Genomic DNA, 21814 nt, shown 5'->3' on the forward strand with positions numbered 1-21814 from the left:
CTGGGTCTGTGACCCGCCTGCCCCGGCTCCTGCTGGCCGCCCTGCTGCTCGCCGGCGGCGGTGTCGTCGCGACCGGCGCCATGGCGGCCCCCGCCCTCGCCTGCCCGGCGTCTCGGACCGGTCTGGATCAGCTGACGATGCAGGCCGACGACGTCTTCACCGGCGCCGTCGAGGACCGGGCCCGGCAGGGCCGCACGATCGTCTACACGGTCACCGTCGACCGGGTCTACAAGGGCGACCTCGACGGCACCGAGGCCACCGTCACGACCCCGGCCCGGGCGCGGGCCTGTGGGCTGCCGGACCTGCGCACCGGCACCGACTACGTCTTCTTCACCCAGGGTGCCGACCTCGAGACCACGAGCACCGCCGGGACCGCGCCCGCGGCCGCCACCCTGCTGCGTCGCGTGGAGCGGCTGCTCGGCGAGGGTCACCCCGCGACGCCGCCGACGCCGCCCGAGGCGACCTTCACGCTGGTCGGCGAGCAGCCCACCAGCTTCGAGCGGGTCGCCGCGCCCGGCGCGGCCCTCGTCATCGCCGGCCTGCTGGGCCTGCTGCTCGTCGCCGGCCTGAGCCGCCGCCGGGCCTAGCTAGGAGGTCTCCGGAAGGTCGTCCGGAGGGTGTCACCGCTGGCTCCGTCCGGATGACGTCCCGCGCAGACCCGCCGGCCGGTCGGGCTCGGACCCCTACAGGTACATGCCCCCGGAGTCGCCCGGGCGCGGCGCCTCGCCGTCGGGCCGGGGCTGACCGGCGCCGGGGTTCATGGCCTGCGGCAGCGCCTTCCGGATCTGCTCGAACTGGGCGCGGGCGGCCATCTGCTGGGCGTAGATCGCGGTCTGGATGCCGTGGAAGAGGCCCTCGAGCCAGCCGACCAGCTGGGCCTGTGCGATCCGCAGCTCCCCGTCGGAGGGGACGGTGTCCTCGGTGAACGGCAGCGTCAGCCGGTCCAGCTCCTCCACCAGCTCCGGCGCGAGCCCGGCCTCGAGCTCCTTGATCGAGGCCTGGTGGATCTCCTTGAGCCGGTTGCGGCTCGCCTCGTCGAGGGGCGCGGCCTTCACCTCCTCGAGCAGCTGGCGGATCATGCTGCCGATCCGCATCACCTTCGCCGGCTGCTCGACCAGGTCGGTGATCGCCCGCTCGTCGTCCTCGTCCCCGCTCTCGCCGGGCTCGAGCGCGGACGCCGGGACCGATCCCATCGGGTGGCCGTCGGGGCCGATGATCACGACCTGCTGCTCCTGCTCGTCCTGTCCGGGCTGCTCGTTCATGGGGTCCACCGTATCCGCCCGAGCCGCGCATTCAGACGGTGAGCAGGATCTTCCCGCTGTGCTCGCCGGACTCCATCAGCGCGTGGGCGGCGCCGGCCTCGGCCAACGGCATGGTGCCGTGCACGACCGGCCGGACGAGACCCTCGGCCACCAGCGGCCACACGTGCTCGACGACGGAGGCGCAGATCGCCGACTTCTCCTCGGTGGGGCGGGCCCGCAGGGTGGTGGCGATGATCGCCCCGCGCTTGCGCAGCAGCTTGTTGATGTCGAGCTCGGCCCGGGTGCCGCCCTGCATCCCGATGATCACCAGCCGGCCCTCGGTGGCCAGGGCGTCCAGGTTGCGGTCGAGGTACTTCGCGCCCATGTTGTCGAGGACCAGGTCCACGCCCCGCCCCTCGGTCGCGGCCCGAGCCACTTCGACGAAGTCCTGGTCGCGGTAGTCGATCGTGACGTCGGCACCGAGGGCCGCGCACGCGGCGCGCTTCTCGGCGGTGCCGGCCGTCGTGAGGACCTGCGCGCCGAGCTGGTGCGCGAGCTGGATCGCGAACGTCCCGATGCCGCCGGCGCCGCCGTGCACCAAGAACGCCTCGCCGGGCTTGAGGCCGCCGAGCATGAACACGTTCGACCACACCGTGCAGGCCACCTCGGGCAGCGCGGCGGCGGTCACCAGGTCGACGCCGTCGGGCACCGGCATCAGCTGCCCGGACGGTACGGCGACCAGCTCGGCGTACCCGCCCCCGGCGAGCAGGGCGCACGCCGGGTCGCCGACCGCCCACCCCTCGACGCCCTCGCCGAGCGCGGCGACCGTGCCACTGCACTCCATGCCGATCACGTCGGACGCGCCGGGCGGTGGCGGGTAGAAGCCCTGCCGCTGCAGCAGGTCGGCCCGGTTGAGGCCCGCGGCCGCGACCGCGAGCAGGACCTCGCCGGGACCGGGCTCGGGGTCGGGGAGCTCGGCGACGGACAAGACGTCGGGGCCCCCGGCCCCGGTGGCGATCACGGCACGCATGCGGCCAGCCTAGGAGCCGGCGCGCGGGACCCCGAGGTCACTCCTCCTCGTCGGCCCCGGCGTTCTCGTCCTCGAAGACGTCGCCGGTGTGGTCCACGACGCTGTCGTCGGGGACCGGGTCGTTGATGTCGTCGGGGTCGGGAGCGTTCGCCGGACGGTCCCATCCGTCGGCGAGGGCCTGCGCCTTCGCCGCGAGGGCCTCCACGGCGTCGGGGTCGGCGTCCTGCGACCCGGCGGCGAACCCGAGGAGGAACGTCGTGATCGGCGCTGCCGGCCGCGCGACGTTGTGGGCGGCGGCGCGGGCCAGGTCGAGCACGAGCGCCTCGTCCAGCTCGGTGTCCACATCGAGCACGTCGCTCAGCTCGTCGATCCAGTCGTGGAGGTTCACAGGGCCCAGATTTCCGGTAACCCGCCCGGCCCGCAACCCCTCGTCGGCAGCGTCACAGGTCGCCCCCCAGGTCACGGCCCGGGTCACGGTCCGGGTCACGGCCCAGGTCACGCAGGTCGGTCCAGGTGTCGACGTCGCGTCCCTCGTCGCCCTCGGGCGGCACGTCGACGAGGTCCAGCTCGCCCAGCAGCCGGCGCAGGGCCATGCCGTGCTGGCCCTCGTGGTCGGGGCGGACCCGGTCGAGACCGGCCGGGTCCAGGACCCCGGCGGGCTGCCGGTGCCCGTCCTGGTCGGTGAGGAACGCCCCGTCGTGCCCGATCGCCGCCTCGTGCAGTCGGCGGAACGTCCACGAGGTCACGCGGGGCATGTCCACGGCGAGCACGCCGAGCGTGCGCGGCGTGCGGACCAGGGCGTCGCGGCCGGTGAGCAGTCCCGCGACCGGGCCGCCGTACCGCGGGCTCTCCCGGGTGAAGGTGACCGGCCGGGTGGTCGGCACCGGGTCGCCGACGACCACCACCTCCGAGGCGTCCAGGAGCGCCTCGATCGCGTGCTCGAGCAGGGTCCGGCCGAGGTACTCGACCGACGCCTTGTCCGCGCCGTCCAGGCGCGCGGCGCGGCCCCCGGCGAGGACGACCGCGCAGAAGCCCGTGGTGCCCGGGGGGAGGTCCATGCGATCAGTCTTCCACCGGTGGCACCCTGGGGGGCGTGCCCCCTGTCACCCCGGCTCCGCGCCTCCGGATCACCCTCGTCCAGCACGCCTCCGGCCTCGAGCCCGAGGCGAACCGCCGGCTGTTGGGCGAGCTGACCCCGGCCGGGTCCGACCTCGTGGTCTTCCCCGAGGCGTTCGCCCGCGACTTCGGGGACGCGGGCTCCGACGTGAGCGCGTACGCCGAGTCCCTCGACGGGCCGTTCGCGACCGAGGTGGCGCGGGTGGCCGCCGACCGCGGGACCACGGTCGTCGCCGGCCTGTTCGAGGCGGGGGAGGATCCCACGCGGCCGTTCAACACCCTGGTGCTGCGCGGTGCCGCGGAGGCGTCGTACCGCAAGGTCCACCTCTACGACTCCTTCGGCTACCGCGAGTCCGACCGGCTCACCGCGGGGCCGACCGGCCCGGCGGTGGTGGTCGAGGTCGGCGGGTTCCGGGTGGGGCTGATGACCTGCTACGACCTGCGCTTCCCCGAGCTGGCGCGGACCCTGGTCGACGCCGGGGCGCAGCTGCTCGTCGTGCCGTCCGCCTGGGTGGCCGGGCCGCGGAAGGTCGACCACTGGCGCACCCTGGTGCGCGCCCGCGCCATCGAGAACACCGTGTTCGTGGCCGCCGTGGGCCAGCCCGGACCGCGCTACACGGGGCACTCGATGGTCGTCGACCCGCTCGGGGACGTGCTGGTCGAGGCCGGCGACGAGGCTGCGGTCGTGACCGCGACGGTCGATCTCGAGGCGCTCGCCGCGGCCCGCCGGACCAACCCGTCCCTGGCCAACCGGCGTCTGTAACCTCACCTCTCGTGTCCAGGTCCACCCCGCGTCGTCGAGCCGAGCGGCCGCCATCGCGCCGGGCGCGCGCCGCGGCCGCGCTGCGCACCCGTGCCGAGCGGGTCGCCAGCTCGTGGGTGCCGGTCGTCCTGTGGGTGCTGGTGGTGCTTGCGGGACTGGGGGCACTCGTCTCCTGCCTGGCCGAGGTCGGCCCCGGATGGCTCTGCGGCTACGGGTCGGTCGCCGTGGTGACGGCGTACTCCTGGGCGCTCGCGGCGCGCACCGGCGGCCGTCCGGTCGTGGTCGGGCTGCTGGCCCTGGTGCTCGGGGTGGTCGTGGTGGTCAGTGACGACGACTCGCTGCGCACCGGTGCCGCCGTGCTGACCTGCGCGGTGTCGTCGGTGCTGGCCGTGATGGCGACGGTGCCGGCGGTCCGGTTCGTGCACGTGGTGCGCGAGGTGGTGCTCGCCGTGCTCGTGGCCGCGATCGGTGCGCTGGCGACCGTCGGGTTCGAGCCGGTCGTCACCGTCGAGCGCTTCGAGTACGCCGCTCTCGCGCTGTCCTTCTTCGGGGCCCTCGTGCTGGTCTACCGCCTCGGCGCCGGCCTGCACGGGCTGGGCCGCCGCGGCGTGGTGACGGTGCTGATGGGCAGCCTCCTGCTCGCGGTGACGCTGGCGTACGCCGAGCTGCTGCGCCGCTACGGCACCCCGGGCCTGGTCGACAGCCTGCTCGACGTCGTCGACTGGAGCCGAGAGCACCTCGGTGCCTTCCCGCGTCCCCTCGAGGTGCTGCTGGGCGTCCCCGCGCTCGCCTGGGGCACCCACATGCGGGCGCGGCGGCGGCAGGGCTGGTGGGTCTGCGCGTTCGGCGTGGCGGCCACGCTCCCGGTGGCGGTGGCGCTGGTCAACCCGCGGATCACCCTCCTGGAGAGCGGGCTGTCGGCGGCGTACGGCGTGGTCGTCGGCCTGCTGATCGGCTTCGTCGTGATCCGCCTCGACCTGGCCATCACCGGACCGCGCGGCGGTCGGGGACGTCGCGGCCGGCGGGCCGAGGAGGCGAGCGCCCTGCGCCCCGAGCCGAGCCGGACCCGGGCGCTGCTGTGAGGGTACGGGCGAGTAACGACTAGGTTCACCAGCATGGCGCGTGAGCAGGTGACCGAGGTCGTGGCGGAGATGGTGGCCAACGTGTTGAGCGTCGCCGTGGCTCCCGGTGACCCGGTCGAGGCGGGGGACACCGTCGTGCTGCTGGAGTCGATGAAGATGGAGATCCCGGTACTGCTCGAGGCGTCCGGCACCGTGCGGGCGGTCAAGGTCGCCCCGGGCGACGTGGTCCAGGAGGGCGACGTGCTCGTGGAGATCGTGCGCTCCTGAGCGCCCGCAGCGGCGCACGGTCGGGTCGTGTGCCTCAGAACGCTCCATGGCGCGTGCTCAGGCACACGACCCGAGCACAAGGGCAGAGGGGGCGGGATTCGAACCCGCGGTAGGTCTCCCTACGACCGCTTTCAAGGCGGTTCCGATCGGCCACTCCGGCACCCCTCCGTGTCCGGGCGAGCCCGGGCACCCGACGAGTGTAGGGGCGTGGGGTCGTGGAGCCGGTGGCTACTCCGAGCCGCCGAGCTCCAGTTCGACCTCGTCGTAGGCCAGGTCGTGCAACCGCTGGGCGTGCCGGCCGAGGTCGACCAGCAGCCGGTCCAGCTCGGTGCACACCGCGTCGACGTCGTCGCTCTCGAGCACCGGGGTGCCGAGCGCGCTGAGCCGGCCGAGCAGCGCCGTGCGCTCGCGGAGCACGCTGCCCGTGCGGGCGGCCAGCCAGCCCTCGTCGGCGTACTCGGCCTCGGCGAGGAGGGCGTCGCGGACCCCCGCCATCTGCTGGCGGACCGACCACCGCCAGCTGCCCAGGGAGACCCCGGGCTCGCTCAGGGAGTAGAGAGCCTGGCGCAGACCCTGCAGTGCGACTGACATCCCGGTCGTGGTGATGGTCATCGGAACCTCCCGGCGGCCCGGAGCGGTGGGGGGACTTCGAGTGTCACCCCGACCGGGCGAGACCACAACCCGCTGCGGGGTCCGAATCCGGTGTCTTGTTCAATCAACCCATGGTTGACGGGTCCGCTGCCCCCCAGGTGTCCGACTATCGGCTCGCGCCGGCCTTCGCTGCCCGGTTCGTGGGGGCCTTGCTGGTCGCCCTCGCCGTCGTGCTCGTGGTGGTGACGGTGCTGGTCGCCGTCCTCCGGCTGCCGGGCGTGATCCTGCTGGTCGTCGCCGTGGTCGGGGCCGCGGCCACCCTGGCCGCCGCCGTCCTGATCTCACAGCGCGTCGCCGTGGTCCAGCTCGGCCCCGAGGGCTACCGGGTGCGGCTGGTCCGCGGTGCGGGGGTCACCGCCGCCGGTTGGCGGGAGGTCGAGGAGGCGGTGACCGCGTCGCCCGGCGGCGTCCCGGTGGTGGAGCTGAGGCTCAGCGGGGGCCGCACCACCACGATCCCCGTCCACGCCCTGGCGGCGGACCGGGAGGAGTTCGTGCGTGACCTGCAACGCCATCTCCAGGACGGCCAGGGCCTGCGCCCGCTGTGAGCACCCTGATTGGTCGTCCGCGCCGGGGCCTTGTAGCCTGTCCGGGCTGTCGGGGAGGCGTCGCCTAGTCCGGTCTATGGCGCCCGCCTGCTAAGCGGGTTGAGGGCAAACCCCTCTCGCGGGTTCAAATCCCGCCGCCTCCGCCAGCCGAACCGCCCCGGCGCGCCTCGTGCGCCGGGGCGGTTCTTCGCGTTCTCCCGCGGCCTCCGTCGAGGGCGGCTACGGTGGCATGGAGCGAGCATTTCGGGGAGTCCAAGGATCGATGGTCGAGAAGGTCGGGGTCGGTCTCGGGCCGCGCAACCGGATCCCGGAGATGCGTCGGCAGGAGGCCCTGGACGCTGCCGCGATCCTTCAGATGCGTCGGAGCGAGCTCGCGGCGCGGCTCGCACGCGGGGAGGACTGCCAGGCCCGCGTGGTCGCCCGCACGCTTGCCGGGATCAACGAGTGGATGCGCGAGGACTGCCTCGGCTGGCGGGACCTGCTCTCGGTGCGTCCCTCGGGGACCCTGCCGCAGCTGAGGGTGAGCGTGCCCCACAACCGGTCGCTGGTCGCGACGGGGCTTCAGATGGTCAGTCTGCTCGACCACGACGGCTGCGTCCCGGCGGCCCGCATCTTCCTGGCCAACGAGGAGCCGGGCTATTACCGGTTCGGCGTCGGCCCGGTCCAGATGAAGATCGTCGACCGGCGCTACGTGCTGCTCCAGGGGCCGTTCGTCGACGACGAGTCAACGCTGATGGCCGTCACGGCGCCGGACTGCCTGGCTGCCGCGTGGCAGTACTGGCACGCCTCGATGGCCTCCTCGTTCCCGGCCGAGGAAGAGGCCGCCGGCGGCTTGGCCGCGCTCACCCCGCGTCAGCGTCAGGTCGTGGTCCTGCTGGCCGACGACACCCGGGACGCGGCGATCGCGGAGACCCTTGATGTCAGTGTTCGGACCGTGCGCTCGGACATCGCCGAGCTGATGGAGCGCCTAGGCGTGCGCTCCCGCTTCGCGGCGGGCGTGCGCGTCAAGGAGCTGCTCCGGGAGCAGTAGTGGCTCGTCCGGTTGCAGGTTGTTGCAAGTCGCGCGACGCGGCTCGTAGCTGGCCGGTACGCTCCCGCCCGGCGGTCAGGCTGCCACGGGGGACAGCCCGACCGCCGGCCAGCGGCCGTCGTAGCCCGCACCGCGCCAGCGAGGCGCTGCAGTTTTGTGCAGCGATTGCAGAAACATGCAATGCAGAATTTTGAGGCATCCATTTCTTGGCTTCTTCGTCGCGCGCGCGAGGACACTAGCCACACCGGGTCTTCCGTGGGACCCGACGTCGAAGGTGGAGAGGGAACATGAACATTGCGCGCAAGGTTGCGATCGCGGTCGTCACCGCGACACTGAGTGTCGGGCTTCTGGGGATCTCGGCCCCTGCGCAGGCCGACAGTGGCTGGGGGCTTCGAGTAGGTTCCGGAGCACAGTCCAGGTAGCCCGGTCGAGCCGGGGACCCAACTCACCCCCACTTGTTCGGTCCCAGCGCCACCCCCCCGGCCCGGCTCGACCAATCACGACGAAGGGCAGCGACCTCAGGTCGCTGCCCTTCGTCGCGTCTTGACCCGTCTCAGGCCTCGGGCACTTCCTCTTCGTCGTCCTCGTCGTCTCGTCCGGTGATGCCGAGGCGGCCGATCTTGTAGCCGAGCTGGAACCGGGTCTCCGCCTCGAACTCCTCCTTGAGGTCGGAGATGTACCCGGCGTACGTCCGGGGGCTCACCCCGAGCCGCTTCGCCGAGACCGGGTCGGAGTGGCCCTCGATCAGCATCCGCAATGTCATCGAGCGCTGCTCGGATGCGATGTCGCGCATGACCGACGCCTCGCGGCTGGTGAACGGCCTGCCTCGTTCCCAAGAGCGCTCGAAGATGTCCACGAGGTACGCGACGACCGACGGCTCGCGAACGGCGAGCGCGACCCGGTGGGTCTCGTTGCTCGGGATGACGGCCACTCGGCGATCAACGACGATCATCCGGTTGAAGAACTCGTCGAGGGTGCGCACCTCGCTCCCGCGCTCGGTCACCTGGGCGACGTACTGACGGGTGATCGTGTTGCGGCGGGCGCTGTGCTGGTAGAGCGTGCGGATCCGGGCACCGCGCTCGAGCAACGCGGTGTCGCGCAGCACGACGTGCGGCAACACCTTGGTCGAGTGGATGGCCTGCGGCTGAGCGGTGAGCATCTCCTCCTCGCACTCCGCGACGAGAGCTGCGAGGAACGGATCGATCTCGTCTGCTGGAAGGTAGGTGAAGGGGCCTGTGGCGACCGAGCCCGGTGCCTTGCGCCACGCCTGCGTGAGGGTGCCGAAGGCGGATGCCCAGCTCGAGGACTCCTTGAGCAGTCGAGCGCCCTCCTGGCCGAGGGGCGAGACGACCCTCGACTGCACGACACCGGGGTCCTGAGCCTCCCAGCGTGCGCTGTCCGAGCTCAGCCTCGTCAGGCCCAGGGTGCGCAACAGCTCGAGGGCCGGGTACAACTGCCCGCCTGGGGTCAGGCGGCTGTCCTCGGCGGGAAGGCCCCCAGCGGTGACGAGTTCTTCGTAGAGGGCGGTTCCGGCGCCCTCGAACAGGGCACGCTCCTCCGGACCGTAGGTCTCCACGTGACCCTCCCCTTTCGACCGTCCCCCCGTGCGCGCCGAACCCGTGAGCCGATGATCCCACAGTGCCGCAACGGGGAGGACCCCGTCCCTGCCGGGACGGGGTCCTTCCGTGGTGATCCGGGCGACGGGCGGCCGGTGTCAGGAGCCGAGGCGAGCGCGCAGGCCGTCCAGCTCGGTCCAGAGCACGGCCGGGAGGTCCTCGCCGAACTTCTCGAACCACTCCTGGATCTGCGGGACCTCCGCCCTCCACTCCTCCGGGTCGACGGCGAGCGCCGCGGCCAGGTCCTCGGCTGAGAGGTCGAGGCCATCGGTGTCGAGGGACTCCGGCGTCGGGACGTAGCCGATCGGGGTCTCCACGGCGGCCGCCTGGCCGTCGATCCGCTCGACGACCCACTTCAGGACCCGGCTGTTCTCGCCGAAGCCCGGCCATAGGAAGCCGCCGTCAGCGTCGCGACGGAACCAGTTCACGTAGAAGATCCGCGGGAGCAAGGCCTCGTCGTTGTCCTTCCCGACCGTGATCCAGTGGTTGAAGTAGTCGCCGGCGTTGTAGCCGATGAACGGCAGCATCGCCATCGGGTCGCGGCGCACCACGCCCACCGCGCCGACGGCCGCCGCCGTCGTCTCGGAGGAGAGCGTGGCGCCGAGGAAGGTCCCGTGCGTCCAGTCCCGGGCCTCGAAGACCAGCGGCACGGTGGTCTCGCGGCGCCCACCGAACAGGATCGCGTCGATCGGTACGCCGCGCGGGTCGTCGTACTCCGCGGCGAGGATGTCGCACTGCTTGATCGGGGTGCAGTAGCGGCTGTTGGGGTGGCTGGACGGCTCCTCGGACTCCGGGGTCCAGGGCTGGCCCGTCCAGGACGTGGCGCGGGCCGGCGGGTTCTCCAGACCCTCCCACCAGACGTCGCCGTCCTCGGTCAGCGCGACGTTGGTGAACACCGAGTTGCCCTTGTTGATGGTCGTCATCGCGTTGGGGTTGGTGTGCTCGTTGGTGCCGGGCGCGACCCCGAAGAAGCCATACTCCGGGTTGACCGCCCACAACCGGCCGTCCTCGCCGACGCGCATCCAGGCGATGTCGTCGCCGAGGGTCTCGACCTTCCAGCCGGGGATCGTCGGCCGGAGCATCGCGAGGTTCGTCTTGCCGCAGGCGCTCGGGAACGCGGCGGCGACGTACTTCACGACGCCCTGCGGCGAGGTGAGCTTGAGGATCAGCATGTGCTCGGCGAGCCAGCCCTCGTCGCGGGCCATCACGCTCGCGATGCGCAGCGCATAGCACTTCTTGCCCAGCAGCGCGTTGCCGCCGTAGCCGGAGCCGTAGGACCAGATCGCATGCTCCTCGGGGAACTGCACGATGTACTTGGTGTCGTTGCACGGCCACACGACGTCCGCCTCGCCCGGCTCGAGCGGGTGGCCGACCGAGTGCAGCGCCGGCACGAACTCGGCCTCGAGCTCCTCCATCCGCTCCAGCACGTTGCTGCCCATCCGGGCCATCACCCGCATCGAGGCGGTGACGTAGGCGGAGTCGGTGATCTCGATGCCGAACATCGGCTGCTCGGCGTCCAGGTGGCCCATGACGAACGGGATCACGTACATCGTCCGGCCGCGCATGCAGCCGGCGTAGAGGTCGCGCATGATCGCCTTCATCTCCTGCGGGTCCATCCAGTTGTTGGTGGGCCCCGCGTCCCGCTCGTCGACCGAGCAGATGAAGGTGCGGCCCTCGACGCGCGCGACGTCCATCGGGTCGGAGGCGGCGTGGAAGGAGTTCGGCTTGAGATCCGGGTTCAGGGGGGTGAAGGTCCCGGTCGACACCAGGGCGTCGGTGAGGACGGTCCACTCCTCGTCCGAGCCGGTGCACCAGTGGATCCGGTCCGGTTGGGTCAGGGCGGCGACCTCGGAGACGAACTCGAGGATGCCCGGATGGGTGCTCGGCCGACCCGACAGGTCGGACGTGGGCGTGCTGATCGGAGCCTGTGTGTCGGCGGTCATTGCCTGGTTCCCTCTCGCGGATTCGCGGTGGCCATCCGGCTCTCGGGGCCTCCGGCCGTCGACACGGTCGACGGGCTGTCGTGGAGTCGGTCTTGGATCGCTCGGCGTCGTTGGCGGCGACATCTTCTGCCCGGGAGACGACGTTGGACCGGCGTCTGGGGCCCCTGGGTGGGGCGACAGTACCCTCGCCGATCTCGGCCAGCACATTGGATCGTTCAACGCTCCGTGGGCGGCATCACAGCCATGGCCCGGTGGTCCCAATCAGGCTCTGTTGAGCCTTTCTGGGGTCAAAGTTCGACGTCCGGACCGCCGTGCTCGGAGGCCGCGAAAGCACCGTGCCGAGCGCCCGCCGCAGCGGTGGCAACACCGATTTCAGCCGTGGCCGAGCGGTCCGCTATCCTCGTCGGGTCGCTCACCCCGGTGCGCGGCGGGCGCCCGTAGCTCAACGGATAGAGCATCTGACTACGGATCAGAAGGTTTGGGGTTCGAATCCCTACGGGCGCGCAGACCCGAACCGCAGGCAGCATCCACGCTGACCTGCGGTTTCGTGTGTTTCGGGCCGCCAGGCGTGTAGGCGTGACGCCGGCCGCCGACGAGTGGTGCGGTCAGGGTTGGGGGCAGGGCTCCGCCGACGCAGCCGGTGGTTCGGCGTCCGTCGCGGTGGAGAGGGCTCTCAGCCGAACGGTCACCGTCGTACCGGCCCCTTGCCGGGACCGGATCTGGATCTCGCCGTCGTGTGCGTCGATGATGCTCTGGGTGATCCGAAGGCCGAGCCCGGTGCCGCCTATCGCCTGGCTGATCGCATTGGAGCCGCGGAAGAACCTGCTTCCGATTCGTCCGATCTCATCCTCGGGGATGCCGAGGCCGTGGTCGCTGATCTCGATCGTCAGCCAGTTCGCCTGCCGGGCCATGCCCACTTCGACCAGACCGCACTGATGACTGAACTTCACGGCGTTGCCCACGACGTTGAGCAGCGCTCGGAGGAGCTGTGATCGGTCACCGACGATCCACGGTACGTCGTCGAGCTCGTCGTGCACGGCGATCCTGATGGCTCGTTGGGCCGCGGTCACCCGGAGGTCGTCGACCACCTCCGCAACGAGCTCTCGCCCGTCGACGACGTCACGCGCCGGTTCCTTCGTCTCGCTGCGAGACAAGGTCAACAGATCCTCGATCAGGGTCTTCAGCCTGTCGACGTTGCGCTGGCTCGTGTCCATCATCTTCTGGTGCCGTGGCGAGAGCCGTCCTTCGAACTCGTCGTGCACCATCTCCAGGTAGCCGTTGAGGGTGGTCAAGGGCGTTCGCAACTCGTGGGACACGTTGGAGACGAAATCGTCCTTGGCCGAGTCCAGCGCCTGCTGGTCGGCCCGCAGGCGCTCCTCCACCGCGACAGCGCGTTCGTGGGCGGCGGCGAGCGTGTTGAGAGCCTGCGTGACCGCCTGCACCTCGCGCGGACCGACCGGCTCCGCCCGAGCCGAGGTGTCGTTCTCGGCGAGCCGGTGCGCCACGCTCTCGAGGTTGCGGAGCGGGAGCTCGAGGGCCCGGAGGAGGCGCCGGCGGGTGTACTGCAGGATGGCCAGCCCGGTGAGACCGACGACCACCATCGCCGCGACCGTACCTGTCAGCACGACCCGGGCGGCGTGTTGGGCGGCGTCGATCTCCCGATCGAAGGCGGCCGTGGTCGCAGCGTGGGCGAGTCCGAAGCGGTCGAAGAGCATCTTGGCGTCCATGAACTCGCGTGAGTCGTAGGTCTCCATGCCGCCCGGCCGGGCGATCCGCGCGTCGGAGTAGGCGCGCCACCTGGCGACCGCCTCGGCCTGCTGGTCCACCGCAGCGTCGAGGTCCGATCCGGGCTCGGCGTACTCCTCGAGCCTCTCCATGCGTGCCTCGAGGCGCGCCTCGGCGATCCGGTAGGGCGTCAGCACCACCCGCTGCCCGCTCTGCACCCAGGCATGGGTGCTCGACTGGAGGATCAGCATGTCCCTCTGCACGGCGGCGTTGTCGGCGGCGATCGGCGTGGTCTCCTGGGTCAGCCGGTCGACCGTGTGGGCAGAGGACATGAGCCCGAAGATGCCCAGCATCGCCAGGACCACGACCACGACCGCGAGGTGCACATTCACCGGAGCGAGGAGCCTCGCCACCGAGCCCTGGTGCTGCATGCTCTCCCGTCCGTCCATCCGCACTTGCCCGACAGAACATCCTGACCGGCGCGAGGGCGGCGGATCGGCCGGTTCGTCCAAGCAACACCGGCCGTTCATGTTCGGCCGCTCGCATCGCCTTGATCTCGCACCGCGTTCATGCGGGGTTCATCCCAAACGTCCGACGCCCGCTCCGCTCCGCCCTACGCTCGCGATGCGAGTTCCGCGACGGGACAAGGATCAGGAGAATCGACGTGAGGCCACGCCACTCCCTCTTGGCCGCGATGGCAGGGGTCGCCATCACACTGGCGGCCTGCGGAGGCAGCGCCGAACAGGACACGGACGCTGCGTCGACCGGGGTCGTGATCGTCGACGGCTCGTCCACCGTCTACCCGATGAGCGAGGCCGCCTACCAGCTGATGAGCGGGGAGTACCCCGACATCCACGTGAGCGTCACGGCGTCGGGCACCGGAGGCGGCTTCGCGAAGTTCTGCGTCGGCGAGACCCATATCTCCAATGCGTCGCGACCGATCGACCCGGACGAAACGAAGCTCTGCGAGGAGAACGGTGTTGCGTACACCGAGCTCCAGGTCGGGATCGATGCGTTGACTGTCGTCGTCCACCCGCGGCTCGGCGTGGACTGCCTCACGACCGACCAGCTGGTCGAGCTCTGGCGACCGGGAGCGGACGTCGCTCGCTGGAACGACCTCGACCCGAGTTTTCCGGACCAGAAGGTGGTCCTGTTCGGCCCCGGCACGGACTCCGGCACCTACGACTACCTAGCGGACGTCATCGGGGACCCCTCGGAGGCGACCCGAGACGACTACGAGTCCTCCGAGGACGACAACGTCCTGGTCCAGGGTGTCGCCGGTACCCCGGGTGCCACGGGCTACTTCGGGTACACCTACTACGAGGAGTACGCCGATGCGCTCAAGGCGGTCGCCATCGACGACGGGAACGGCTGCGTCGCACCCTCGGCCAGGACGGCCGGCACCGGCAAGTACACACCGCTGTCGCGCCCGCTCTTCATCTACGTCAACGATCGGTCCTATGCCGAGAACACCGCGGTGAAGCGCTACACGGACTTCTACATCGCGAACCTCAGCACGATCGCTCACGCGGCTCAGTTCATCGACCTGAACGAAGCCCAAAACGCCGAGACCCGCGAGGCCCTGGAGGGCATGCGCGGTTGAGCGCCCGAGCGACCTTCCGGCCCGGTCCGACCCGGCCGGCCTCGCCACTTGGTCGCCGTCCTGTCGTTGCCACCGGCATGAGGTCCGGCCCGTCCCTGTCCGTTGCCGCGCTCCTGGCCGTCGTCCTGGCAATCTGCGCGGCACCGCCCTGGTCGTGCTGGCGGTCGGGCTGCCGATGCTGGCGGCGGGGACCGCGCTGGCCCGCCGCGGGTCGGTCCGCGGCCTGGTCCTCTGGCTGGGTGCGGCGGCGTACCTGGCCTACCAGGGCGTGATGTTCTGCTTCGGGACCCCGATCAACGCGCTGTTCCTGGCGTACGTCGCCCTGCTCGGTCTCGGCGTGTGGTCGCTCGCCGCCCTCGTGGCGGTCACTCGGAACCCGACGGTCTGCTCCGCACCGGGCGCCGGCACCCCGTGGCGGCCGGTGGCCGGGCTGCTGGGAGCGTTCGCCGTGCTGAACGGGCTGGCCTGGCTGGCTCGGGTCGCGCCGGTCACGTGGACCGGCGACCCGCCGGAGGCGCTGGCCGGGAGCGGCCTACTGACCAGCCCGGTGTGGGTGCAGGACCTGGCGTTCTGGATCCCGGCCGGGATGGTGCTGTCGGCGCTGACGTGGCGGCGCCACCCGCGCGCGGCCGTACTGGCCGGCGGGATGCTCGCGTTCTACGTCGTCGAGTGCGTCAGCGTGGCCAGCGACCAATGGTGGGGCGTGCGTGCCGATCCCGACCATCCGGCGGTGGCCTCGATGAGTGCCGTGCCCGGAAGCCTGGCCGTGGCCGCGCTCGCCGCCGTACCGTTGCTCTGGCTGCTGGCCCGCCTCCACGGCGCCGCCCGAGCCACCGGCTGAGCCAGGCGCCCGGCGCTCAAGTCGGATCGGACCCGGCCGATGGGACCCCCGTCACGAACGTGGATCGGGCGACGGCCGAGTTGGCGAGCAGGCTGACAGGGGTGGATGCCATGGACCAGAGCGAGCGCCTGCGCCGCGCGTTGCGTCCCTTCGCCTGGGTGGACGGCGATCCGGACCCGCGCGGCCTGCAGGCGGGCTTCGTGCTGCTGGTGGTCCTGGACCGGCTGCTCCGTCGGGCCGCCGGCGTCCCCTCGGGCGACGGGAACTGGCCGTTGCGCGGGGCGGCGCTGGCGCTCCTGATCCTGCTCGTGGTGATGGTCCTCCCGAGGTCGTGGCGTCGTACGCCGGTGATCGCGGCGCTCGCCGTCGCCGATCTCGGCGTCGTCGGCGTCAGCTCGCTCGGGCCGCAGGACGGCGGCACGTCCCTGCTGGTGGTGTTGCCCGCCCTCTGGCTGGGCAACCGGCTGCGGATGCCCGGGGCGCTGATCACGGTGGCCGGATCCCTGCTGCTGATCACCCTCCCGTCCCTGGCGGTCCACGGTCTCGAAGGCGAAGGGTTGTCCCGCGCGGTCCCGATGCCGATCGCCGCCGGCCTGGTTGCGCTGGCGCTGGCCGCCGGTTTGGACCTGGCCGAGCTGGCCCGTCGTCGGGCCGAGGAGGGCGAGCAGCGGTTGCAGCGGACCCTCGAGACCCTCGAGGCGGAACGCCAGACCTCCCAGGAGGTGTTCGACGGTGCCGACGTCGGCCTGATGCTCCTCGACGAGCGCGGTCGTCTGGTGGGCATGAACCGTCGCTACGAGGAGTTCATCAGGCTCTCCCTCCCCGACGACGACCTGCCCTGGCCGGGCAACACCTTCGCCGCCGACGGGACCACCCGGCTCACGGCGGACCAGCTGCCCAGTGCCCGGGCGGCGCGCGGCGAGGAGTTCGAGGACTACCGGATGTGGTCCGGCGCCGACCCCGCGACCCGGCGGGCGGTCTCGGTGTCGGGTCGCCGCTCCGTCAGCCCCGCCGGCAACGTCGTGGGGGCGGTGGTGGCGGCGACCGACATCACCGAGCTGATGCGGGCGCTGGCCGTCAAGGAGGAGTTCGTCGCCACCGTCTCCCACGAGCTGCGCACGCCCCTGACCTCGATCGTCGGCTATGTCGCCATCCTGCTCGAGGACGACACCCTGTCGGCCCAGGCGGTCGCGCAGCTGCGGGTGGTCGATCGCAACGCGGCGCGGCTCACCGCCCTGGTCGAGGCGCTCCTGCAGGAGGCACACCACGCGGACGGGCCCGTGCCCCTCGAGCGCGAGGAGGTCGACCTCGCCCGGATCGCGAGAGCGAGCGTCGACGCCGCGGCCCCGACGGCCCTGGCGGAGGGCGTCGAGATCGAGTGCGACCTGCGCGACCCCGTCCTGGTCGTGGCGGACCCGCAACTGCTCGCGCAGGTCGTCGACAACCTGGTGTCCAACGCGATCAAGTACACGCCGCGCGGCGGTCGGGCGCGCGTCAGCGCGCGCCGGGACGGCGAGCGCGTCGAGCTGACGGTCGCCGACAACGGCATCGGCATCTCCGAGGCCGAGCGCGGCCAGCTGTTCACGAGGTTCTTCCGGACCCGGGCTGCCACCGAGTCCGCGATCCAGGGAGTGGGGCTCGGGTTGAGCATCGCCAAGGCGATCGTGGAGAGCCACGGTGGTCAGATCGAGGTCGACAGCGAGGCGGGGCGAGGCAGCGTCTTCCGGGTCTGGTTGCCGGTGGGCGACGTCCCCAGCTGAGCTCAGGACCCTGCTGAACAATCCGCGCGGCTAACCGACGACCGGTGGAGCGTCGGCGGTGTCTGCCTCGGTCGAAGTGACGCTGCCACGCCTTCCCTCGGCAGCCTGGCCGCCGCACGCACCGGTCGCCGCTCGCGTTCGCCCGTCTTGTTCAGCGAGTCCTAGGCTGGGCGGATGAAGACCCGGCTGACCTGTCCATGCGGGACCACGATCACCGGCGCCGACGAGGACGAGCTCGTCGAGCTGACCCAGCAGCACCTCGCGGCCGAGCACCCCGGCATGGAGTACGGCCGCGACGAGATCCTGTTCATCGCGACCTGACGAGCCGGGTCGGCCACCGATCGGTCAGGGCGGCGGCGCGGTGCTGTCGCGCACCACGAGCGCGGTCGGCAGCAGGATCCGCTCGACCGGGTCCGGACGGTCCGGCCCCATGATCGCCATCAGGGAGCGCACCGCCTCCTGACCCTTCCTGGCCACCTCCTGGTGCACGGTGGTGAGCTGAGGCCGGATGGCTGTCGCGAGCGGGGAGTCGTCGTACCCGACCACCGACAGGTCCTCGGGCACGCGCAGGCCCAGTGACTCCGCGACCTGGATCGTGGTGACCGCGAACGCGTCGGAGAAGCACAGCACCGCGGTCGGACGGTCCGGCCGGTCGAGCAGGTCGCGCGCGATCTCCTCGACCGAGGGCCGGGGCCGGAAGGCGGCGGCGGCCACCACCGGCTCGATGCCGGCGGCCTCGAGGGCCTCGCGCCAGCCGGTCATCCGCTCGCTGGCGGGCCGGTTGGCCGTCGGCACCCCGGCGACGTCGAAGGTGCTGCGCAGGGTGATGATCGCGACCCGCGTGTGCCCGAGCTCGATCAGGTGCTCGGCCGCCGCGCGGGCCCCCGCGCGGTCGTCGACGTTGACACTGGGGGCGTCCGGGGCCGGCTCGCGGTCGACGGAGACCAGCGGCAGGCCGCGCCGCTCGAGCCACGCGATGTCGGGCGAGGCGGGGTCGCAGATGTAGACGATCGCGCCGTCCATCGCGACGTCGCGGGCCGGCACGTAGTCCGACGGCGCCCCGGCCGCGCCACCCGAGGTGAGCAGCGTGACGGCCAGCCCCTCGTGGGTGAGCGCGTCGGCGACCGAGGTCAAAAACTGGGTCGCGACGGCGTCCTGGAACGCCTCGCCGAGCTCGTCGGTGAGCAGCAGGCCGACCGAGCCGGTCCGGCCCCGGGCGAGGGCGCGTGCGGCCGGGTCGGGGCCGACGTACCCGAGCTCGTCGGCGGCCGCAAGGATCCGCTCGCGCAGCTCACCGGAGAGCTGATCGGGCCGGGAGAACGCGTTGGAGACCGTCATCCGGCTGACGCCGACGCGGTCGGCGATCGACTGGAGGGTCACCTTGGCCATGGCCGGCCCAGTATCGCGGGTCGGCCGGGGCGTCGCGGGCCGCACCGCCGTCAGCTCGGCTGGCAGGCCTCGGTGGGCCGCGGCTCCACCCAGCGGGCGATCGCGCGCAGCTCGGCGGCCAGCCCGGCCCGGACCGCCCGTGCCGGCGCCGGGCGCGACGCGCGCTCGGCCACGACGGGCGCCTGGGGGCGGGCACTGGTGACGTGCGCCGCGGTCAGCCGGGTGGCCAGGTCCGCGGACAGCAGCTCGTTCATGACATCTCCTCGATCTGTGCAATCACGTACTGTACCGATACAGTAGCGGCGCGCGCTTTACCGGTCAAGTGAGGTTCGGGACGATACTCCCTGACGGTTGCGCGCCGGATCCGCGGTGGGCGGCCCGTGATCGTCAGGGAGTATCGCGGGCGGGGTCAGCCGGCTGGTGCGACCGAGGGCTCGTGGCTGACCTGGTCCCAGGTGAACACGTACGTCGCGCCACCGGCCGGGACCGGGAGGGCGAGGTTGCTGCCGCCGGCGGCGCCACCCGCACCGTAGTTGACGTCCCAGGAGTCGTTGATCGCGACCTTCCACTCGTAGTCGCCGGCGGGCACGGTGAAGGTGCCGTGCCAGCGCCCGTCGGTGCGATCGAAGGTCAGGTGCGTGGCAGCGCAGCCGGGCTGCCAGTCCTCGGGGCAGCCGAGCTCGGACTGCAGGCTGCCGGCGACCGTCACCGAGTCGACCGCCGGCGCGGGCTCGGCGGTGGTCACCCTGACCGGGGCGCTCGTGCCCTGCACGACGCCGGCCTCGCTGAGCGTGGCCCGGTAGCGCACCTCGGTGCCGAGCGGCAGGTCCGACACGTCGTCGGTCACGGTGTAGGCCGCAGCGGAGCTGTCGGTGCCCAGGCTCGTCCAGGGCCCATCGCCGACGCTGCGCTCGAACGCCACCGACTGCAGCGGCCGCTCCGGGTCGACCGAGGCGGTCACGGTCACCGGGTCGACCACGCTGACCGTGCCGCCGTCGGCCGGGCCCGTCACCACCACGGAGGTCCGTGGCACCGCGGTGGTGCGGGCCCGGGACCCGCGGGTGTGCCCGGCGTTGTCGAGCACGGCGGCCCGATAGCTCACGGCCGTCCCCGGGGTCTGGTCGGCGACGTCGTCGAACACCTGGTACGGCGCGTTGTCGTCGACCCCGATCGTCTGCCAGGCACCGTCGCCGATGCGGCGTTGGAAGGTCACCTCGTAGAACGAGGAGCCCGACACCTTGGCCCGCACGTGCATCCGGCCGTGCGCGATCGACGACGGCACCGGCCGGGCCACCGAGATCTGCGGAGCGCGCTCGGCGCGGGGGATCCGGTCGACCGAGCGGTAGACGGAGGTCGACAGCGCCGGGAGCGCGACGTCCAGGCCCCGGTCCGCGCGGCTCACCAGGCGGGCCGGCCCCGGCCCGTACACCTTCCGGAACTCGCCCTTCTTGAGGTACGTCGGCACCCGCCCCGAGTCGGCCTGCTCGCTGTTGTTCAGCGCCACGACGTACTCGACCCGATGCTCGCGGTCGACCCGCGAGAACGCGAACAGCCCGGCGCCCGGCGAGGAGTAGCGGACCTGCTGCGCCCCGTCGCGCAGGGCCGGGTCCCGCTCGGTCAGGTCGGCGAGGTCCCGGATCGCTCGGTACAGCGGGGCGTCGGTGACGAAGTTGTCGTCGGCGCCGGTGCGGTCGGTGCCGATCTGGTCGTCGTCCCGGTACTCCGGCACCTGGCTGGCGAACATCGTCTGCCGGGCGAGCTGGTCCCCGCCGTCGCCGGTGAAGCCCTGCTCGTCGCCGTAGTAGACGACCGGGTTGCCCCGGGAGAGGTACATCAGCTCGTGGGCCAGCCGGTCGCGCGCCACCAGTTCGGCGTCGTCGGCGCCGGGGTTGTCGGCCTCCAGGAAGTGCCCGATCCGGCCCATGTCGTGATTGCCGAGGAAGGTCGGCAGCGAGTAGGCGTTCGAGTCCGCGTCCGTGTACCAGTCGTCGTTGCGGAAGAACCGCGCCAGCCTGTCGCTGTCGAGGCTCTTCGACGCGAACCCCCGGGCGGCGTCCTGGAACGGGAAGTCCAGCACCGCCTGCATCCGATCGGTGGTGGTGTAGCGCGAGGTGAACGCCTTGGCGGCGGCGTCGCTGCCGTCGAGGGCGACCTCTCCGAACATGAAGAACCCGGGGTTGCCGTCGGCCGCGGCGAGCTGCTGCATGGTCGGACCGAACCGCTGCCAGAACGCGTCGTCGACGTGCTTCATCGTGTCGATCCGGAAGCCGTCGATGTCGAAGTCCTCGACCCAGGTGCGGTAGATGTCGATCATCCCGTCGACCACCGCCGGCTTCTCGGTGAACAGGTCGTCGAGGCCGAAGAAGTCGCCGTACTGGCTGTCCTCGCCGGAGAACGTCGTGTTGCCGCGGTTGTGGTAGTTCGTCAGGTCATTGAGCCAGGCCGGCACCTTGAGGTCCTGCTCGCCCGCGTCGAGCACCGGGGTGTACGGGAAGGACGTGGCCGGGTCCAGCACCGGGAACTGCGAGGTGCCGGCGTAGTCGCGGTCGTCGAAGGGGTTGCCGGCGGCGTCGCGGTAGGGCACCGCGTCCTTGGAGACGTACGCCGTGCGGTCGCCCTCCTCGTAGCCGATCACGTCGGCCGTGTGGTTGGTGATGATGTCGAAGTAGACCTTCATCCCCCGGTCGTGGGCGGCGTCCACGAGGTCGGCGAGGTCCTGGTTGGTGCCCAGGTGCGGGTCGACGGTGGTGAAGTCGGTGATCCAGTAGCCGTGATAGCCGGCCGACGGTCCGTCCTCGAGCTGGACCGGCTTGTTCTTGAAGATCGGCGTCAGCCAGATCGAGTCGGTGCCGAGGCCCTGGATGTAGTCCAGCCGGGAGCGCAGCCCGTCCAGGTCCCCGCCGTTGTAGAACCCCTTGGCGGCCGGGTCGAAGCCGGTGGTGAGCCGGTCGCCGGTGAGGCCGCCGCGATCGTTGTCCGGGTCGCCGTTCTCGAACCGGTCGCCCATGACGAAGTAGAAGTCCTCGTCGGTGACACCGGGGCGCGGGGCGTGCTGGGCGTACGCCGAGGGGCGGTGGCCCGGCCCGTCCGCTCGTGCAGGAGCCGCGGCGCCGGCCGGGGCCGCGAGGGTGACGCCGAGGGTCATGGCCCCCGCGAGGACGAGCGGTGCGGAAATCAGTTGGCGCATGAGGTCCCTCCCGAGGACGTGATCG

The 21814-nt window shown here is 71.8% G+C and carries 21 protein-coding genes and 3 tRNA genes; 12 read left to right on the forward strand and 12 right to left on the reverse strand.

Translation table 11 applies throughout. From position 1 onward, the window contains the following. The first annotated feature begins 8 nt into the window (after positions 1–8). Entirely contained in the window at positions 9–587 is a 579-nt protein-coding gene (locus tag NOCA_RS02290) for a hypothetical protein (RefSeq protein WP_041546058.1), read from the forward strand. 96 nt (positions 588–683) lie between these two features. Here NOCA_RS02290 and NOCA_RS02295 read toward each other — a convergent pair whose 3' ends face one another. Genes NOCA_RS02295 through mobA form a run of 4 tightly spaced genes read right to left on the reverse strand, consistent with a single transcriptional unit; the run spans position 684 to position 3329 of the window. Further along, the gene (locus NOCA_RS02295; protein ID WP_011753675.1) at positions 684–1262 is read right to left on the reverse strand and encodes a bacterial proteasome activator family protein; all 579 of its coding nucleotides are present in this window, start codon (positions 1260–1262) and stop codon (positions 684–686) included. Positions 1263–1293: 31 nt separating this feature from the next. Then, positions 1294–2271, reverse strand: coding sequence for an NAD(P)H-quinone oxidoreductase (locus tag NOCA_RS02300; RefSeq protein WP_011753676.1), 978 nt, complete (start codon positions 2269–2271; stop codon positions 1294–1296). A 37-nt stretch (positions 2272–2308) separates the two neighbouring features. Continuing rightward, a complete protein-coding gene (locus tag NOCA_RS27765; RefSeq protein ID WP_011753677.1) occupies positions 2309–2659 on the reverse strand; it encodes a DUF6457 domain-containing protein in 351 nt (116 codons plus the stop codon). A 52-nt stretch (positions 2660–2711) separates the two neighbouring features. Next, positions 2712–3329 (reverse strand): molybdenum cofactor guanylyltransferase, encoded by a 618-nt coding sequence (gene mobA, locus NOCA_RS02305; RefSeq protein ID WP_011753678.1) that lies wholly within the window; start codon positions 3327–3329, stop codon positions 2712–2714. Positions 3330–3364: 35 nt separating this feature from the next. On the opposite strand from mobA, the gene NOCA_RS02310 reads away from it, so the two are divergent. From NOCA_RS02310 to NOCA_RS02320, 3 genes are read left to right on the forward strand one after another with little or no spacing between them, the layout of a single operon-like run. Beyond that, the gene (locus tag NOCA_RS02310; RefSeq protein WP_011753679.1) at positions 3365–4150 is read left to right on the forward strand and encodes a carbon-nitrogen hydrolase family protein; all 786 of its coding nucleotides are present in this window, start codon (positions 3365–3367) and stop codon (positions 4148–4150) included. Between the two features lie 11 nt (positions 4151–4161). Next, entirely contained in the window at positions 4162–5232 is a 1071-nt protein-coding gene (locus NOCA_RS02315) for a hypothetical protein (RefSeq protein WP_011753680.1), read from the forward strand. 33 nt (positions 5233–5265) lie between these two features. Beyond that, positions 5266–5499, forward strand: coding sequence for a biotin/lipoyl-binding carrier protein (locus tag NOCA_RS02320; RefSeq protein ID WP_011753681.1), 234 nt, complete (start codon positions 5266–5268; stop codon positions 5497–5499). A gap of 83 nt (positions 5500–5582) precedes the next feature. Here NOCA_RS02320 and NOCA_RS02325 read toward each other — a convergent pair. Both NOCA_RS02325 and NOCA_RS02330 read right to left on the reverse strand, forming a co-directional pair. Continuing rightward, a tRNA-Ser gene (locus NOCA_RS02325) sits at positions 5583–5667 on the reverse strand. Positions 5668–5727: 60 nt separating this feature from the next. After that, on the reverse strand, positions 5728–6111 hold the full coding sequence (locus NOCA_RS02330; protein WP_011753682.1) for a hypothetical protein: 384 nt from the start codon (positions 6109–6111) through the stop codon (positions 5728–5730). 110 nt (positions 6112–6221) lie between these two features. On the opposite strand from NOCA_RS02330, the gene NOCA_RS02335 reads away from it, so the two are divergent. From NOCA_RS02335 to NOCA_RS25395, 3 genes are all read left to right on the forward strand, one after another. Next, positions 6222–6695 (forward strand): hypothetical protein, encoded by a 474-nt coding sequence (locus NOCA_RS02335; protein WP_011753683.1) that lies wholly within the window; start codon positions 6222–6224, stop codon positions 6693–6695. A gap of 53 nt (positions 6696–6748) precedes the next feature. Then, positions 6749–6841: transfer RNA gene (locus NOCA_RS02340), tRNA-Ser, on the forward strand. 116 nt (positions 6842–6957) lie between these two features. Continuing rightward, positions 6958–7725 carry a helix-turn-helix transcriptional regulator gene (locus tag NOCA_RS25395; protein ID WP_011753684.1) on the forward strand — a complete coding sequence of 256 codons (768 nt, stop codon included), beginning with the start codon at positions 6958–6960 and terminating at the stop codon, positions 7723–7725. A 553-nt stretch (positions 7726–8278) separates the two neighbouring features. Here NOCA_RS25395 and NOCA_RS02350 read toward each other — a convergent pair. Next, the gene (locus tag NOCA_RS02350; RefSeq protein WP_011753685.1) at positions 8279–9301 is read right to left on the reverse strand and encodes a LuxR family transcriptional regulator; all 1023 of its coding nucleotides are present in this window, start codon (positions 9299–9301) and stop codon (positions 8279–8281) included. A 138-nt stretch (positions 9302–9439) separates the two neighbouring features. After that, positions 9440–11284 (reverse strand): phosphoenolpyruvate carboxykinase (GTP), encoded by a 1845-nt coding sequence (locus tag NOCA_RS02355; protein ID WP_011753686.1) that lies wholly within the window; start codon positions 11282–11284, stop codon positions 9440–9442. Between the two features lie 431 nt (positions 11285–11715). On the opposite strand from NOCA_RS02355, the gene NOCA_RS02360 reads away from it, so the two are divergent. Further along, positions 11716–11788, forward strand: a tRNA-Arg gene (locus NOCA_RS02360). Between the two features lie 101 nt (positions 11789–11889). Here the strand turns inward: NOCA_RS02360 and NOCA_RS25400 are convergent. Beyond that, positions 11890–13521 carry a sensor histidine kinase gene (locus NOCA_RS25400; protein ID WP_158305618.1) on the reverse strand — a complete coding sequence of 544 codons (1632 nt, stop codon included), beginning with the start codon at positions 13519–13521 and terminating at the stop codon, positions 11890–11892. A 152-nt stretch (positions 13522–13673) separates the two neighbouring features. On the opposite strand from NOCA_RS25400, the gene NOCA_RS02370 reads away from it, so the two are divergent. The 4 genes from NOCA_RS02370 (at position 13674) to NOCA_RS26335 (ending at position 17534) form a co-directional block, all read left to right on the forward strand. Next, positions 13674–14612 carry a PstS family phosphate ABC transporter substrate-binding protein gene (locus tag NOCA_RS02370; RefSeq protein WP_011753688.1) on the forward strand — a complete coding sequence of 313 codons (939 nt, stop codon included), beginning with the start codon at positions 13674–13676 and terminating at the stop codon, positions 14610–14612. A gap of 154 nt (positions 14613–14766) precedes the next feature. Then, positions 14767–15453 carry a hypothetical protein gene (locus tag NOCA_RS27355; RefSeq protein ID WP_011753689.1) on the forward strand — a complete coding sequence of 229 codons (687 nt, stop codon included), beginning with the start codon at positions 14767–14769 and terminating at the stop codon, positions 15451–15453. Positions 15454–15563: 110 nt separating this feature from the next. Beyond that, complete coding sequence (locus tag NOCA_RS02380; protein ID WP_011753690.1) at positions 15564–17213, forward strand: sensor histidine kinase; 1650 nt, start codon at positions 15564–15566, stop codon at positions 17211–17213. A 174-nt stretch (positions 17214–17387) separates the two neighbouring features. Beyond that, complete coding sequence (locus NOCA_RS26335) at positions 17388–17534, forward strand: DUF1059 domain-containing protein (RefSeq protein ID WP_011753691.1); 147 nt, start codon at positions 17388–17390, stop codon at positions 17532–17534. A gap of 24 nt (positions 17535–17558) precedes the next feature. Here NOCA_RS26335 and NOCA_RS02385 read toward each other — a convergent pair whose 3' ends face one another. From NOCA_RS02385 to NOCA_RS02395, 3 genes are all read right to left on the reverse strand, one after another. Further along, the gene (locus NOCA_RS02385; protein WP_011753692.1) at positions 17559–18602 is read right to left on the reverse strand and encodes a LacI family DNA-binding transcriptional regulator; all 1044 of its coding nucleotides are present in this window, start codon (positions 18600–18602) and stop codon (positions 17559–17561) included. A 50-nt stretch (positions 18603–18652) separates the two neighbouring features. Continuing rightward, on the reverse strand, positions 18653–18856 hold the full coding sequence (locus NOCA_RS02390) for a hypothetical protein (protein ID WP_041546062.1): 204 nt from the start codon (positions 18854–18856) through the stop codon (positions 18653–18655). 155 nt (positions 18857–19011) lie between these two features. Further along, positions 19012–21789, reverse strand: coding sequence for an alpha-amylase family glycosyl hydrolase (locus NOCA_RS02395; protein WP_011753693.1), 2778 nt, complete (start codon positions 21787–21789; stop codon positions 19012–19014). Positions 21790–21814 lie beyond the last annotated feature (25 nt).

The sequence above is a fragment of the Nocardioides sp. JS614 genome (genome assembly GCF_000015265.1).
Lineage (GTDB): Bacteria > Actinomycetota > Actinomycetes > Propionibacteriales > Nocardioidaceae > Nocardioides.